A 16,658-nucleotide genomic window follows, 5' to 3' on the forward strand; every position below is an offset into this window, starting at 1 on the left:
AAACTGAGTATCATGTGCATATCAAGCTTATTAACATAAAAGTCTTGCCCTACCTCGTTCCTGGGCTGCTGCCTGGGAATGTGATACTTGGAGGCTCTGCCTCCAGTTTGACAGGAGGCAGAGCCTCCCTGAATAGCATTACAAGGCAGAGCCTTGTAACGAGAAGTAATGCACATTTGGCTATATCTGTCAATGCGTAAGTCCTAGAGTCGTGAAAAATATAGATAAGAAAACGAACCGCCATCTCTACGAGAGGCTTCCGCCAACGCGCAGCGTCTCGTTAGAGAAGAACGCCATCGCGTAGCGTCTCGTAAGAGTTGGACGCAAAGGGAAGAAAGAAGAAAGAGATATATAATTTTCACAAATGATTTAGGACTGCTATATCAAAGAAACTGGGAGTTTCGGGAGGGAGCATCCCAGTTTTTATGTAGCAAGCAAATATTAATTCATTCAGCCTGGGAAGAGAGAGAAATCAGGATATTAAGAGCGTAATCTCTTAAGAATCTCCGTACCTTTAGGTCGGAGAGTGTCAATAATAAGAGTGTTTTTGATTTGTAATTTTTGATGCTGTGGTGGGTATTCTGACTTATAAAGATCCAAGCATAAGTACAGGTATACCACTCATGTCTAAAAAATCTCAACCTGAACAGTGGTTACATTGGTTATTTCAGGTGACATTTCACCGAAGCCCTGTTCAGCAAGAACCCCTGCTCAGACTTCTGTTTGCTTCCTCTGTGTTTTTAGTCTTAGCTGCACCGGCAATTACTAATTTTCCAGGAAGCAAGCTGCTAGCAGAAACCGCAGTTTCTCAGGATCTCGAAGCAGCAAGCTTTTTCCAGCAAGGAGTCACGCGCTATAACCGCCAAGACTTACAGGGCGCGGAATATGCTTTTCGCCAAGCGGTGCAGCGAGATCCTAACCTTGGGGCAGCATGGAATTTTCTGGGTAATATATTTATGCAGCAAAATCGCCTGGATGTAGCTTTACAAGAATATACAGAGGCGATTAAAGCTAATCCCAATTTTAGCGAAGCTTATTACAACTTAGGGTTAGTGTTGCACCGACAAGGAGAAAAAGATGCAGCGATTATAGCTTATCGCCAGAGTCTTGTGATCGATTCCACAAGGGTAGCAGCGCTGTATAATTTAGGTTTGGCGCTGTATGAACAAGGACAGTTTGAGGATGCGATCGCAGCATACCAAAAAGCAATTACTTTAGATAGCAGCAACGCCAACGCTTATTTTAACTTAGCGATCGCCTTGCAACAACAAGGTCAGATAGAGCCTGCGATCGCCAGTTATCGCCAAGCCTTGCAGCTAGATCCTAAAAATGCCACAGCCTACAACAATATGGCAAATTTGCTAGCAATTCATGGTCAACCTGCTGAGGCTATTTCTGTTTATCGGCAAGCTATTCGCCTAAATCCGAAAAATGCCTCAGCCTACTATAACTTGGGAGTCACTTTATATAATCAGGGCGACATCAAGAAAGCTAGTAGAGTCTTGAACCGTGCCCATAACGAGTATCGTCAGCAAGGGAACATTGAGCAAGCTGAAAAAATTGAGCAGCTAATGCAGCAAATTGCCCAGAAAAGTGAGCAACAGCAGCCTCTAGCCAGTCAGACAGCTACTACAAGTAATTTAGTACAAAAGCTTAAGCGACAAACGCCAAATCAACCAGAAACGCCAGCAAACTCTGGCGATGTGCCTGTCTCAGTTGAATTCCAGTCTACTTCAACGAGTCCCGGACAATAAAAACTCAGAGTTAGAAATAAAAGAAGAAGTCATCCGCCAGTCGTCAGAATTCAGCATCAATTCTGGGGACTGGCACTTTTATTTTCCTTGATAGTTATAGCGGTTCCCATTCAGATGCGGTACAACATTATATCGCGAGGTGTAAGGGCACGGCAGCGCCGTGCCCCTACGGGTGTACCTCACGTAAACGAGAACCGCTATAATAACTCCTAACTCCTGTACAGACGCGATTAATCGCGTCTCTACTCCTAACTCCTGTACAGACGCGATTAATCGCGTCTCTACTCCTAACTCCTGTACAGACGCGATTAATCGCGTCTCTACTCCTAACTCCTAACTCCTAACTTTTTTAAATCGGCAAACGATTGATATCTTTGTTGCAGCCAATAACTACCATTGCTGATCCGCGCTCTAAATGTTTGGTCGGTTCAGGATTAATTAGAAATTTTCCATCCTGGCTCACTGCTAGCAAATTTAAACCGTAGCGGTTACGAAGTTGAAGCTCAGTGATTGTTTTGCCGTGAAATTCATCAGGCACAATCAACTCTACAATACTGTTGTCTGGGTCTAGGTCAAACCGATCTAAGATTGCTGGTTTGGTAAGTGTACGCGCTAAGGCACAACCAGCTTCATACTCAGGAAAAACAACATGATCTGCTCCTACTCGCCGCAACAGTTTACGGTGAACTTCACTAGAAGCTTTGGCAACGACATGAGGTACACCAGCCTCTTTCACATTTAGGGTAGTTATGATGCTTTCTTGAACGTAGTTGCCAATCGCTACAATTACAGTATCAAATTCAAAAATTCCAGCTTCTTTGAGTGCGGCCGGTTCTGTAGAATCTAGTTGCAAAGCATGACCAACTATTCCCTCAGTTAATGCTTCTGAAACTCGTTTTTCATCAATATCTGTTGCCAGCACTTGATAACCAAAATTGTGCAGTGTGGAACAGACAGACCTACCAAAACGACCTAACCCAATTACAGCAAATTGTTGGTTATCTTTACGTAAACTGCGAAAAAAACTTAATGATGACAGATTCACCGTTGTTATCCTTATTATGGCTCCCTGTATTTAGGGCAAAAAACGCTTATACCGCTTGAATTGAAAATTTTATTTTTTGCCTTCCAATGTATATTTTATCAGTTTGGTCATTAGTCATTAGTCATTGGTCATTGGTCATTGGTCATTGGTCATTAGTTATTCTCTCCACGCCTCCCCTGCTCCCTCATCCCCTACTCCCTCTCCCTAACTATCCCACGAGTAAATTTTCTTCAGGATAGTGAATTCTGGTAGGACGTGGATCTCCTAGTACAGCAGACATCAGTAGTAAAACACCTACTCGTCCAACGTACATTGTGATAATTAAGATGAGCTTTGCTGCTGTAGAAATACTTGCTGTAATGCCTGTAGAAAGCCCTACAGTGGCGAAGGCTGATACTACTTCAAACAAAATTTGAATAAAATCTAATGTTGGATCTGTAAGGCTGATTAAAATAGTAGCTAAAATTACGGTCGCTACTGAACCCACCAACACACCTACAGCTTTCAAAATTAAAGATATTGCTATTTTGCGATCGTACAATAAAACTTCTTCTTTTCCCTGGAGAATTGTTTTGGTACAACTCGTCAGGACTCTCAAAGTAGTTGTTTTCATACCTCCTCCTGTACCACCTGGACTTGCACCAATAAACATCAGCGCGATCGTAATAAATAGACCAGCAGTAGTCATTTTGCCAATATCTATAGTGTTAAAACCAGCAGTTCTAGGAGTAACTGATTGAAACCAAGCTACTAATATCTGGTCGCGTAAATTTAGAGAACCAAAGGTTTCAGGATTTCTGATTTCTATACAGAAAAAGGCAACTGTCCCTATGAATAATAATATCAAGGTTGTGCTGGTTGCAACTTTAAAGTCTAGAGAAAATCTTTGGTTTTTAGTTTTTTTGAGAATGCGATCGCGCAACCAAAGGTACATTTCCAAAATTACCTGATACCCAATCCCTCCAAATATAATCAACATGGTGATGGTGAAGACTACTAAGAAGGATGACTGATATCCAATTAAGTTATCTTTAAACAAACTAAAACCAGCATTATTCCAAGCATTGATACTATGAAAAATTGCTAACCAAAGTCCCTTACTCCATCCATATTCAGGAACGAAAGCTGGTAGTAGTAAGAATACACCTGTAATTTCAAAAATTAAAGTTGTGGCAATAATTGAACGGATAACTTGGGCGCTACCACTCATCCCTGGTCGGTCTAAAGCTTGTTGAATGGCTATTTTTTGCCGCATATCAAACCTCCGACCAATAAGCAAAATCAGAAATGTGGTAGTTGTCATGTAGCCCAACCCGCCAATCTGAGCTAATAGCGCAATAAACAACTGACCCCAAAAGGAAAAATAAGTCCCAGGATCAACTACTGATAAACCTGTAACACAAACTGCGGATGTGGATGTGAATAGCGCCACAATCAGGTTATTCCACATACCATTGCTAGTTGAAAAAGGCATCATCAACAGGATAGTACCTACAGCGATGACAGCCATAAATCCCAAACAAATTGTGCGAGCAACAGTCATAATTAATTCGTAATACTTCGGCTACGCTCAGTACAAGTTCGTAATTCGTAATTCAGAAATTTAGATTTAATCTGGGTTTATACTTGTTGGATATGTTCGCTTTTTTTAGAGGATTGGTATTAATTTGAGTAAGAAGAGTTTTTTAAGGTAAAACTAAGAAATTTTTCCCAGCAGGATACATTACAGTTGATCTTCTCTAGAAACAAAAATACCCTTATTTAATTAAAAACATACATGGGATACTATATATATGTTTTTTTTTAAATTCGGCTTTGTCTTAACACTGCTTTTTTCATGAGTGCAACACTTTACAAGCAAATTCAGCAATTTTACGATGCTTCCTCTGGGCTGTGGGAACAGATTTGGGGCGAACACATGCACCACGGCTATTACGGCGCTGATGGTATCGAGAAAAAAGACCGTCGTCAGGCTCAAATTGATTTAATCGAAGAACTGCTAAATTGGGCAGGGGTACAAGCAGCAGACAATATCTTAGATGTGGGTTGTGGCATTGGTGGCAGTTCTTTATACCTTGCACAAAAGTTTAATGCTAAGGCTACAGGGATTACACTGAGTCCTGTGCAAGCTGCCAGAGCAACGGAACGCGCAATGGAAGCTAATTTGAGTCTGAAAACACAATTCCAAGTCGCAAATGCTCAAGCAATGCCCTTTGCTGATAATTCTTTTGACTTGGTTTGGTCGCTAGAAAGCGGTGAACACATGCCAGATAAAACCAAGTTTCTCCAGGAATGCTACCGAGTATTGAAGCCTGGTGGCAAGTTAATTATGGTGACTTGGTGTCATCGGCCAACTGATGAGTCGCCACTAACGGCGGATGAGGAAAAGCATTTGCAGGATATTTATCGGGTGTATTGTTTGCCTTATGTGATTTCTTTGCCAGAGTATGAAGCGATCGCACATCAACTACCATTACATAATATCCGCACCGCCGATTGGTCAACAGCTGTCGCCCCCTTTTGGAATGTGGTAATTGATTCGGCATTCACTCCCCAAGCTTTTTGGGGCTTACTAAATGCTGGTTGGACTACCATCCAAGGGGCATTATCACTGGGATTAATGCGTCGCGGTTATCAGCGTGGGTTAATTCGGTTTGGCTTATTGTGCGGCAATAAGTAGGTCGGCGTAAAAATTATTGTTGGTTTAATGCCAATTGCTTTTAGGACTAGTGACCGCCTCCGTGGGTTAAAAACCTTGATTTTGTAGTCCACGGAGGTGGACGAAAGTTTGTGTAGTAGCGAATTATATTCGCCTAATACTTTTCTCGATTATTGCTTCGCTTTTTGTAATTAGCTTGAACAAAAAGAAGCCTCTCACCGTTGCCGTTGGGAGGTGATGAGATGAATTTTTTGGGCGATGACGAATTGACCCACAACTAATTCAATGCTACGGATTGACAGGGCAGGGGGTCGATGTAAGCGAAGCGGAAAGCGAGTCTTGCCTACGGCACGCTCCGCGAACGAGCGTCGGAATCGCCATCTTTAACTTTGAGCGAATCTATAAAGTCCTCAATTACATGAGTCATGGTTTTATCATTTTGACTTGCGTATAGTCGTAGTTTGTTCAATCTACGCTCTGATATCCTCAAATTTAACTAGTTCCGTGGGTTTAAGTCCCCCGGTTCTAAAACCGGCAAGTTTTGTGTTGGGGTTAAATCCCCATTACAAAACTTAATTACGAATTACGAATTACGAATTACGAATTACTTTAATGCTTTATTTTTCCTCATCGCCTACACGTTGTCTTTACATTTATGTTATCCTGTTTGTCGGTCGAAAAACAAAAGATAAAAAATGAAGACATCATACCAGTACAAACTCAAGCCAACTAAACAGCAAGCAGAGAAAATAGATAAAACTCTGGAAATGCTGCGTTATCAATATAATTACTTGCTTGCTCAAAGGTTTGACTGGTATGAAATGAATCGCTGTCCAAGGGACAGATGCCCATTGATTTGTCACATACCAGAATTAAAAGAACAACCTAATTACTACAATCAAAAAGCATCCTTGGTTCAACTTAAAGTAGATAGACCTTGGTACAAAGAGATTCACTCACAAGTATTGCAGGAAGTCCCTAAAAAAGTTGAACTAGCTTTTGATAGATGGTTAAAAGGCGATGTTAATGGGAAAAAGTCTGGTAGACCTAGATTCAAGGGTAAAGGACAGTATAAAACCTTCACTTACACCCAATTTAAGCGGCATTATTTTACTAATAACAAAATCACGCTGTCAAAGATTGGTGATACCAAGGTAATTGTTCATCGCCCAATACCCGATAGCCCAAGCGGTAGCGACGTAGGAGCGTCTGGATTTGACATAAAAACGGTATCTGTCACCAAAAAAGCCAATGGCTACTATGTCACACTAAGCTTGGATGATCAAACGGTTCCAACTATTAAATCTGATTTCAACCCTAACAACATTGTTGGGATTGATGTTGGACTGATTGATTTTTATGTGGCATCTGACAGTTCTAGGATTGCTGCACCAAAACATCTACGCAAAGCTGAACGTAGATTAAAGTCTGCACAGCGTAGAGTATCCAGGCGTAAAAAAGGTTCTAATCGACGTAAAAAAGCTATTCAAAAACTGGGTAGGCAACATAAAAAAGTTGCTGATACCCGGAAAGACTTTCACTTTAAAACAGCCAAAACACTGCTTGATAAGTATGATGTTGTTGCTGTTGAAAAGTTGAATATCAAAGGACTAGTTAAAACAAGACTGGCTAAAAGTATTAATGATGCTGGATGGGGACAGTTTATAACCATACTTTCAAAAAAAGCCGAAAATGCTGGTTTAAAAGTAATAGCTGTCAATCCTAACGGTACTAGCCAAGAATGTTCTAACTGTGGTCACAAAGTTAAAAAAGCGTTATCTCAAAGAATGCACAATTGTCCTGTTTGTCATACGAGTTTGTGCAGGGATTTGAACGCGGCTATAAACATAAAGGAGCGTGGGACGCACGCCCTCAAAGCTCAATTAATGTCCTCAAAGAGGAGTCATTGAGAAGCCCACACTCACCGTCGATAGGAGTGTGTGGTACGTCACCTAATTTCCTTTCTCAATAATTCTGGAATCTGAGAAGGACGTTCAGCTACTGGAACTTCCGCTTCTTTTAAAGCAGCTAATTTACTTTGGGCTGTGCCAAAGTTAGGATCGCGTCCGATAACTGTTGCTAAAGTCCCAGTTTGACGCCAAGTTTTTCCTGGTGGTGCAAGTCTACCTGCAATGTAGGCAATTACTGGTTTATCAATTGCCTCGGTAATATACCGGGCTGCTGCTTCTTCACTACCACCGCCAGGTTGACCGACTAAAACGATCGCTTCTGTAGTATCATCCTCATCGAGAATTTGCAGCCATTGCAGAAAAGAGGAACCGACGATCGCATCACTACCAATACTGACACTAATCGACTGCCCCAAACCTGCTTTTGTTAATTCGTAAGCAACTTCGTAAGTGAGCGTACTACTACGACTAACGATCCCTACTGCCCCAGGTGTATAAAACTCGCTAGGTTGAGTACCTAAAAGAATTTTTCCCGGCACAATGATCCCCGGACTATTTGGCCCGATTACCAAAGTTTCACAGGCTTCGGCTTTGCGGAGTAATTGCACCATATCCAAAGGCGGCACGCCAGCAGTGATAATAATGATTTGGCGAATATTAGATGCGATCGCTTCTAATGCCGCATCTAGCACGTCGTATGGATCTACACATATAATTGTTGTGTCAATTACCCCTAATTGTTCTATTACCTCCTCTACTAAGTCAAATACTGGCAGTCCATGCAGTTCCTGTCCACCACATCCAGGATTGACACCGGCTACCAAGTTTGTACCATAAGCTTTCATTTGAGCAACATGAGTGCCTGATATAAATTCACAAAAGCCTTGAATTAATACTTTGCTGTCTGGCGTTAAGTTCATAAAAAATTACCGTAAGTTTGGCAACCCAGTAGTCTATGGCACTGGGCATAAAAACGACATATTTACACTGTCGTATTGAGTCAATTTTTTTTGAATTTTGAATTTGAACGAAGAGACACTCATTACTTCTTCTTAGCCGTTGGTTTAGCCAGACGAACTGCTGCCGCTACTGCCTCATCTAAATTTTCTACCACGAGGAGCGCATTGGTGTGGGTTTTTAGTGTTGCTAAATACTTTCTCGCAGCATCAAATTCTGAACCAGCAAGACGGACAACTAAGGGTGAAAAATTCTGCTCTCGCCGACTTTTACTACCATTAGAATGTACAACTTGTGAGTTAAGTTCGCTGTTGTCTTGCTGCACAACTCTGGCTATAACTTCAACTACTTCTTCAGTTTGAGGAATGCTACCCAGAAAGTTAATTAATATTACTTGAATGCTGCTATCATCCTCTAGGATTTTTAGACCTGTTTCTAAGCGATCGCAAAAAGTAGTTGGTTTAGTATCAGTGAGGAAAGCATGACGTAGATTCAAACAAAGACCTGGATTGCCACCAGCATTAGCGACTAAATCCAAAGTTGCCATCACTGAACCAGTACCATTACCTAAAATACCGATTTTGCCGTGCATTTTCACACCATCCCAGTCGCCCGATATACCATCTATCTCGGTACTGGGATGACGACTGATGATTTTTGCCGCCATCTCGGTGAGGTCGGGATGACGCTTGATCGACCGTTCGTTGACCCTGACTTTACCATTAAGAGCCATAACTTGACCAGTAGCACTGACTGCCAAGGGATTGATTTCGACTAAATCCAGGTCTTTTTGCACAAATAAGTGGTACATCTTCTGGACAACGCAGCTTACCGACTGCATTAGCGTCCCCTGCAAACCCATTTTCAAAGCTAGTCGTCGGGCATAAAATGGCGAGAATTCCTGTTCCACGACAACATGGTGCATTTTTTCCCCAGCCGATTCCCAATCGATGTTTGCTTCTTTGGAACCTAAAAGGACTGGTCGGCAAACAGCAGTATCTAAAACCACCGCGAGATAAAATTCCTGGTTGGCGTCGTATTGGGATTCTGCCAGCACAACTTCTGGCAATTCGCCCCATATTGGTAGATTAAAGATATTTTGAGCAGCTGCGATCGCATCAATTGTAGTCTCCGCAAACCTGACTCCACCTGCTTTTGCCCGTTCCGCTCCATGTACTTGAGATTTCAGTACAATTGGAAAACGAATTTTTAAACGTTTCAAATCTGTGGGATGGTCAATTCGTTGGGAAGGCAATACAGGAATGCCTATCTTGCCAAACCATTCTTTAACTTGATACTCTAATAAATCCATTGATACACCCCATTGATACACCTTGTATTCACACTTTCCCAGCCTTTGCTTAGTGATGTCTTAATATTTTGCAGCACTTTTATTTTAGAATTAAGCTTTTGGCAGCTATAAAAATTTATTTTTCACGGTTCAATTTTATCGATTTCAGCCAATTAGGCACATTAATTTTGATAGCCAACCTGTTGGTGCTAGAGTCACAACATGTAATTTATCTCTTCAGTAAGTAACAAGCATAGAAGATAACTACCATTTCTGTCAAAACCCTCTGACATAGCATTGTTTCCTTAGCCTTTGGATAAATTTGTCACAAATGTGCAACTAGAATTTTCCAGAGCATTAGCTCCTGTGTATTTTATTGTCCCGAAATAATGCAGTTAAAATACTCAAAAATTCTATTATTCCCATTTTTTATTTGTAATTTATATCTAAAGACAGATAATTTAATTTTCCATCTAGTATCGTGAAAATGTAGCGGCGCGAACAATAATTGCTTTTTTTATTTTTGGTGAAAAATCCGAATGTGTGTTAGAACGTTGGTCGTTCAGATTTTCAGTGTGTGGTTGGTTAAACTGTGCATTTGCATTCAACAAACCTAAAAAGTTCATTTCATTCTCTTAAACATAATCAAAACAATATAGAAATTAAGCGGGAAAGCTCTATGAAAGTAGCAGTCCAGCAGGAACATTTACAGCTTTTAGCCAAAACTTTGCAAGAACAATTGCTTGTAGAAGTCTCAACGGCTGAAGTCTTCGAGGTTAAGTGTGTCGTCAATAAAGACGAGCTAATGATTTTAACGCAACACGAATCAGATGTAATAGTTGATACTCAGATAATCTTTGCATTAATTGAGGAAGTACTTCTGTCTCTAGCACCCCATAGAGAGCAGCGAGCGCAATGTTTCCTGAGAGTTTTTGGTGAACAACTCCCTTATGCGAAATGTCTCTTGGCTCTGAAGCAGACGGGGGGAGCAGGGGGAGCAGGGGAGGCAGGGGAGGCAGGGGAGGCAGAGGAAGCAGAGGAGGCAGGGGCGCAATACTTTTCTACCCTTTCTTCATCAGCTATTACTTATTCTCCATCGATCGATGAGGGTGAGGAGGAGGAACTGTTTGACCCGTTTGCAGATGCGCCGAATTTGCCGACTTTAAAGCCAGCATCTCAAATCAAATCTATATTACTGGGTGCAGCTTTGGTGGGAGTTGTAGTCTTAGGCGGTGGTGCTTACTTATTGACTCGCCCTTGTGTGATGTCTGAGTGTAAAGAAATCCAAAATGCCGAGCAATTAAAAACAGAATCCCCGCAACTGATGCGCCGCGCCAAGTCTGAAAAAGAATTAATAACTGTACAACAACAACTTGCGGCAGCCAGTGCAGCCTTGAATGCAATTCCTAGTTGGTCGCCTCGTTACCAGGTATCAGAAGAACTAAAAGCAAGTTTGTCTGGACGGTCAGAAAAAATCAGCCAGGTGGTCAAGGCTTTGGAGACGGGATCTTTGGCGACAGAAAAAGTTCAAACTCCTGCATCTAGCCTAGAGGAATTACAAGCTAGGCAACACTTATGGCGACAGGCTATAGCGCCACTAGAAACTATAAGTTCCAATAGTGAACTCTATGGACTGGTGCAAGGAAAATTACTTAATTATCGTGTCCGTTTGCACGCTGTAAATCAGCAGATAGTTACGGAGGAAAAATGGCTAAAAAAACTAACGGCAGCAAAAGCTGTAGCTAATGCTGCCGAGAAGCAAGAAGCTACTGCTAAATCTTTGAATGACTGGCAAAAGGTGCAGTCTACTTGGCTGGTGGCCATTAATGCCTTAAATAGCATTCCCCCAACTAACCCTGGATACCAAGAAGCCGAAAAGCTGTTGGTAGATTATAAACCTAAATTAGTAGCAGCACGCGATCGCACTACTAAAGAACGATTAGCTGTTAAAGCCTACCAACAAGCCCTTAGCACTGCCAAGCAAGCCAAAGTATATGAGCAACAAAACCAATGGCAAGCAGCAGCGACATATTGGGATCAGGCTTTGCAAACTGCTAAAAAAGTTTCCCAAGATAGCTTGTACTACACTCAGGCTCAGTCTCTCATTGAACCCTACTCAACAGCCCTCAAACAAGCACAAGAAAAAGTACAAGTTATTAGTCGTTTGCAACAAACTCGCACTGACTTGGATAAAACCTGTATTAATGGAATTCGGATTTGCACCTTTAGCATAGACAATGCAGGAATTATTGTCCGGCTAACCCCTGAGTATGACCAAATAAGGCAAAATAACTTGGCTACTCCTTATTCTAAGAATTCGGATACTGCTGTTGACGTTACCAATCACTTGCAAATCTTACGAGAAGCCTTAGCTGTAATTAGTGACAATGCTAGCCTGTCTCTTTTTCTCTATGATTCCCGAAGTCAGATAATTTTTACGCGGACTTTAGGCGGGTAGAAAAGTTAGGAGTTCAGTTTTACCCCACCCTAACCCTCCCCGATATATTGGGGAGGGAACTAGATTCTTTTTTCCCCCCTTTATAAGGGGGGATTAAGGGGGGTAATTTGACTTGTGTAACACCCTAGCCGCTTCTGAGAGAGGTTTATTGTATACGACTTTGCAAGCATCCTTTAATTTCATCAAAAAAACACACAATGCTATTGTTTTTCTATTTTTAATTCACATTCTTTAAAAATATAAGATTGCTTTCTCATTTCAGTAGATTCAGCAAGTAAAAAGGCATATTGCTTTCTCATTTGAGTAATTTACATACTAGCGATCGCAATTCGATTAAATGGATAAAGCCGAGCTAAATCAATGTGTCTAATTGAATTTAACCGGATATAAGGCAATACGTTTGGGTTAGCGCCAAAAACCTTGAAATGTGTAGGTTGGGTTGAGGAACGAAACCCAACATTTCGGGACTTTGTTGGGTAACGCTAAAGCTTAACCCAACCTACAATTTTCCACAAAGCCAAGTGTATTGGGGTATAAGAATGCTAAATAATCGACTCAAATGCTGTAAAATTAAGTTTCTCATTTTTGAACTTCTGAAATGCCACTCCAACTACAAAACCTCACAGGCGGTTACACCTTAGTACCAATTGTTCAAAATATTAACCTCACTCTGCAAACAGGAGAGTGGTTGAGTTTAGTTGGTGCTAATGGCTCAGGTAAATCTACTTTACTCAAATTGCTGAGTCGTATTCTATCCCCACAACAGGGAACAGTGCTACTTGATGGCAAAGCAATTCATTCTCAACCCCCAAATCTAGTTGCACAGAAACTGGCATTATTACCGCAACAACAAACCGTTCCTGTTGGCTTAACAGTGCGACAATTAGTAAGTTTAGGACGCACGCCACATCAACCTTGGTGGCAATGGGAATTAACCGCCGAAGATTGGGTCAAAGTGGAAGCTGCAATTAAAAAGACGCAACTAGAAAAATTTAGCGATCGCTTAGTCGAGCAACTCTCAGGTGGTGAAAAGCAAAGGGCTTTTTTAGCTTTAGCATTAGCGCAAGAACCAAAAGTTTTACTATTAGATGAACCGACAACTTTTTTAGATATCAACTATCAATTGCAACTATTGGAACTGCTTAAAGAACTGAATCAGCAGCAGGGATTAACTATTATCACAGTTTTACACGAACTGAATTTAGCAGCCCGGTATAGTTCCCGTATTGCATTATTAAAACAGGGTCATATTTGGGAAATTGGTACACCTGAAGAAGTTCTGACACCAAATGCGATCGCTCAAGTATTTGGTGTAGAATCAGTAATTATTCAAACACCAGTTGGATTACAAGTTTGTGCCATTTCTGCTGTGTCATCATGACTTAATTTAGTGATTAAATTGCAGCAATAAGATTATCCTAGCTAATCGCTAAAACAAATCAAAGGATGGCCAAATGGTGACTTTATTTCTAATTTTCCACATGAGTTGGTCGAGGTCGCCACTGAAGGCTGATTTTTGACTGCGGGTATTAACTAACACTGCCCAAGAGAAACCATCACTAGTATTGACAAGAAACGCCTGTTCTCCTGGTAAGCTGCCGTTGTGCCAATAGTTGCCACCAATGGAGCTTATACACCATCCCTTGGCGTAAAGAGGGTTCACACTTGAGCCTTTATACATAGTTGCAAGCGTACTAGCACCAAGAATATCAGGTTTGGCATTTAAACCATCTACCCGCACAGACAAACGTACTAAATCAATCGGTTTTGCAATCCAACCACCGTGAGCATCCATTCTTGCCACTTTCATACCGTAGGGGTTTTCACCACCTTGACCGTAATAGGTAACTTCGTTGGCTTTTTTCTCGGCTAGGGTATCGCCACTAATTTGCATATCGGTGACACCGGATGGTTGAAGGATATTAGTTTTTACGTAATTTTCGTAGGTTTGCCCCGTCACCTTTTCAATCACTCGCCCCAAAACACAGAAACCAAAATTAGAGTACGCATATTTGGTTCCCGGTGCGTTATCTAGGGTACGGTTATTTAATACCCAACTAATTAATTGGGTCTGATTCATTGAAGGATTAGAAAACATCGGGTCATTGCTACTGTTAGACCAACCACCACCTAAATGGCTAAGTAAATGCTGCACAGTGATTTGATCGACATTGGGTTTATAGGGAGTTGTGCCGTAGGTAGTGCCTAAAATTCCACTTTTACCGAAAATGCGATCGCTTAACTTTAGCTTACCTTGTTCCACCAGTTTCATGATGGCGATCGCGGTAATAGGTTTCGATACACTGGCGACGCGGAATCTGTGGCGAGGTGCAACTCTTTCACCTGTAGATTTATCCGCCAAGCCGTAGGTTTTGGCTAACACTAAGCGTCCATCACGAGCAATAGCCAAAGAAAGACCAGGAACATCATAATCTTGCATAAACTGCGCCACAGTTTGATCGATAGCTGTCAATTCTAAAGAATTATAGCCGTTTTGACTTTCCCAGATGGCTGCATATCTGTCTTCACCATTGACGGTGTAACCATTGACCCATACAGGACGGTAGCCTTGATAAAAGTTACGTTCAAATTCGTCTTGATATGCTTGGGAACTCATACCATGACGCGCTATCCAAGCCCCACTACCAGATTTTTCCCAGAGTGCAGCATATCTATCTTGACCGTTGAGACTGTAGCCACTAACTTTAATTAAGCGGAAGCCTTGAGCTATGTATTTGTTAAATTCACTTTGATATTCTGCTGAAGTCAACCCGTGACGTGCTACCCATGCTGGTGCATTAGCTGATTTTTCAAAAAGTACAGCATAAAAATCTTGATTGCCCACAGTGTAGGCACTAATATCCACAGGATGAAAACCCAGGGCTGTGTATTTGTTAAATTCGCTTTGATATTGTGCTGAAGTCAACCTGTGACGTGCTACCCATGCAGGTGGATTGGCAGTTTTTTCAAAAAGTACAGCATAAAAATCTTGATTTCCTACTCCGTAGCCACTCACCTGCACCGGACGAAAACCCTGGGCTGTGTATTTGTTAAATTCACTTTGATATTCTGCCGAAGTCAATCTATGACGCGCTACCCATGCAGGTGCATTGACAGTTTTTTCAAAAAGTACAGCATAAAAATCTTGATTTCCTACAGCGTAACCACTCACCTGTACCGGACGAAAACCCAGGGCTGTGTATTTGTTAAATTCACTTTGATATTCTGCCGAAGTCAATCTATGACGCGCTACCCATGCAGATGATGCTGCTACCGCTACTGAGTCTTGATTTGGGAATAAATCACTGAGGATGATTGCGGTTGAACTCATCCCCATCAATTGCATAAATCGACGACGGCTTTTTAAAGATAAATCCATATTCATCTATACTCCTGATTCCTAAAAGGTCTATGTCATGAAGCTAACTTGTCAAAAAAAATACTCTAATGCAATAAGTACTGGATTAAGATTTTTTGTGTATAAACCGAAATTGTTTAATTGTGATAACACATAGATACTAATGTAATAATTACTTCCAGGCGCGTTATGCCTGACACCATACGATCGCCAAGAACAAGCAAGCGTTATACCAATTCGCAAAAATCCTGATAAATTCTGAAAAAGCTCGGGTTCTACTCGAAAAGCCTAATTCCCTACTCCCCACTCCCCGCCTACGTAGATAATTTCAAAAATCAAATACGATTCCTATAGCAATCCTAAATGAGTTGTGAGAAATCCTCTAAACACTTGGATACCCCATCCTTTGACAAGATGGGGTATCCAAGTGGAGAAATAACGAGACGACTCAACACTCATCCTAAGACTTGGTTTCTTGTGTCTGTGCGTTAATAATTATACTCCAGTCATCATTTGTCACAGCAGCTTCAAGTTGACGCTGACGTTCGGCTATACTCGCATCTATTGTTTCTAACTCTTTAGAAAGGCTTGTGTCAGCCATTGCTTTTCGCAGTTTTAGCTTTTTCTCCTCGTAAGCTTGACGTTCCGCCTCTGACATTACCGCCTTCGCAGCTTCCCCTACCGTACTAGCCCACATATCGCTTTCAGTTGCATTACCAGGTGGTGTACTTTCAAGTTCTGCTATCCACGCATCGCGCAAATCTTCCATTTCTTGACGCTTGGGGAACTTGAACCCTTGCACACGTATAAAAGCACACTTTTGCTGACCATTTTGGCTCACATGACCGTTTAAAGAAAGCAACACATTCCGAGAATAGCCAATGTATTGCGTACAGCGTTCTGCGTCTAATACTGCATAAACACCTGCAATTTTAGCGTTCTGAGCAGCTGCACTCCAAGCCTCAAGCTCAATGATTTCAGTACCATCGTTTGCCAGTTCAGGGGTTATACTCACCTCAGTGGCGGTGTGTTCGTCGTCAGAACTATACAAAAATTCATGCAGTCCACGGTGGTTTATGGGGACATTTTGATGTTCAATTGGCGGGTTGTGTTGAGTTTCCATCGCAGTTTATCTCCGAGTTATTAATTAGCGCTACGCAAATATATCCCTTTAGAATATTGAAGCTTAAATCTACTCACATCCCCAAATTCTTGCTGACAAACCC

At 41.5% G+C, this 16,658-nt stretch carries 11 protein-coding genes; 5 read left to right on the forward strand and 6 right to left on the reverse strand.

Annotated features, from left to right (window positions below):
• Positions 1–623 precede the first annotated feature (623 nt).
• Positions 624–1,754, forward strand: coding sequence for a tetratricopeptide repeat protein (locus D1367_RS05860; protein ID WP_118164423.1), 1,131 nt, complete (start codon positions 624–626; stop codon positions 1,752–1,754).
• A 349-nt stretch (positions 1,755–2,103) separates the two neighbouring features.
• On the opposite strand, the gene D1367_RS05865 is transcribed toward D1367_RS05860, so the two are convergent.
• Together D1367_RS05865 and D1367_RS05870 are read right to left on the reverse strand one after the other, a co-directional pair.
• Entirely contained in the window at positions 2,104–2,799 is a 696-nt protein-coding gene (locus tag D1367_RS05865; RefSeq protein WP_118164425.1) for a potassium channel family protein, read from the reverse strand.
• Positions 2,800–3,007: 208 nt separating this feature from the next.
• Positions 3,008–4,342 (reverse strand): TrkH family potassium uptake protein, encoded by a 1,335-nt coding sequence (locus D1367_RS05870; RefSeq protein WP_118164429.1) that lies wholly within the window; start codon positions 4,340–4,342, stop codon positions 3,008–3,010.
• A gap of 294 nt (positions 4,343–4,636) precedes the next feature.
• On the opposite strand from D1367_RS05870, the gene D1367_RS05875 reads away from it, so the two are divergent.
• Both D1367_RS05875 and D1367_RS05880 read left to right on the forward strand, forming a co-directional pair.
• Entirely contained in the window at positions 4,637–5,479 is an 843-nt protein-coding gene (locus tag D1367_RS05875) for a methyltransferase domain-containing protein (protein ID WP_118164432.1), read from the forward strand.
• A gap of 674 nt (positions 5,480–6,153) precedes the next feature.
• Positions 6,154–7,368, forward strand: a complete 1,215-nt coding sequence (locus tag D1367_RS05880) for an RNA-guided endonuclease InsQ/TnpB family protein (RefSeq protein ID WP_118164435.1) — start codon at positions 6,154–6,156, stop codon at positions 7,366–7,368.
• Between the two features lie 38 nt (positions 7,369–7,406).
• Here D1367_RS05880 and D1367_RS05885 read toward each other — a convergent pair whose 3' ends face one another.
• Together D1367_RS05885 and D1367_RS05890 are read right to left on the reverse strand one after the other, a co-directional pair.
• Complete coding sequence (locus D1367_RS05885; protein WP_118164439.1) at positions 7,407–8,288, reverse strand: succinate--CoA ligase subunit alpha; 882 nt, start codon at positions 8,286–8,288, stop codon at positions 7,407–7,409.
• A 122-nt stretch (positions 8,289–8,410) separates the two neighbouring features.
• A complete protein-coding gene (locus D1367_RS05890; protein ID WP_118164442.1) occupies positions 8,411–9,637 on the reverse strand; it encodes a succinate--CoA ligase subunit beta in 1,227 nt (408 codons plus the stop codon).
• A 658-nt stretch (positions 9,638–10,295) separates the two neighbouring features.
• Here D1367_RS05890 and D1367_RS05895 point away from each other — a divergent pair.
• Together D1367_RS05895 and D1367_RS05900 are read left to right on the forward strand one after the other, a co-directional pair.
• Positions 10,296–12,074 carry a hypothetical protein gene (locus D1367_RS05895; protein WP_118164447.1) on the forward strand — a complete coding sequence of 593 codons (1,779 nt, stop codon included), beginning with the start codon at positions 10,296–10,298 and terminating at the stop codon, positions 12,072–12,074.
• Between the two features lie 598 nt (positions 12,075–12,672).
• The gene (locus tag D1367_RS05900; protein ID WP_118164451.1) at positions 12,673–13,455 is read left to right on the forward strand and encodes an ABC transporter ATP-binding protein; all 783 of its coding nucleotides are present in this window, start codon (positions 12,673–12,675) and stop codon (positions 13,453–13,455) included.
• Between the two features lie 48 nt (positions 13,456–13,503).
• On the opposite strand, the gene D1367_RS05905 is transcribed toward D1367_RS05900, so the two are convergent.
• Positions 13,504–15,453 (reverse strand): serine hydrolase, encoded by a 1,950-nt coding sequence (locus D1367_RS05905; RefSeq protein ID WP_220451008.1) that lies wholly within the window; start codon positions 15,451–15,453, stop codon positions 13,504–13,506.
• Between the two features lie 439 nt (positions 15,454–15,892).
• A complete protein-coding gene (locus tag D1367_RS05910) occupies positions 15,893–16,555 on the reverse strand; it encodes a GIY-YIG nuclease family protein (RefSeq protein WP_118164455.1) in 663 nt (220 codons plus the stop codon).
• Positions 16,556–16,658 lie beyond the last annotated feature (103 nt).

The sequence above is a fragment of the Nostoc sphaeroides genome (assembly GCF_003443655.1).
GTDB lineage: Bacteria > Cyanobacteriota > Cyanobacteriia > Cyanobacteriales > Nostocaceae > Nostoc > Nostoc sphaeroides.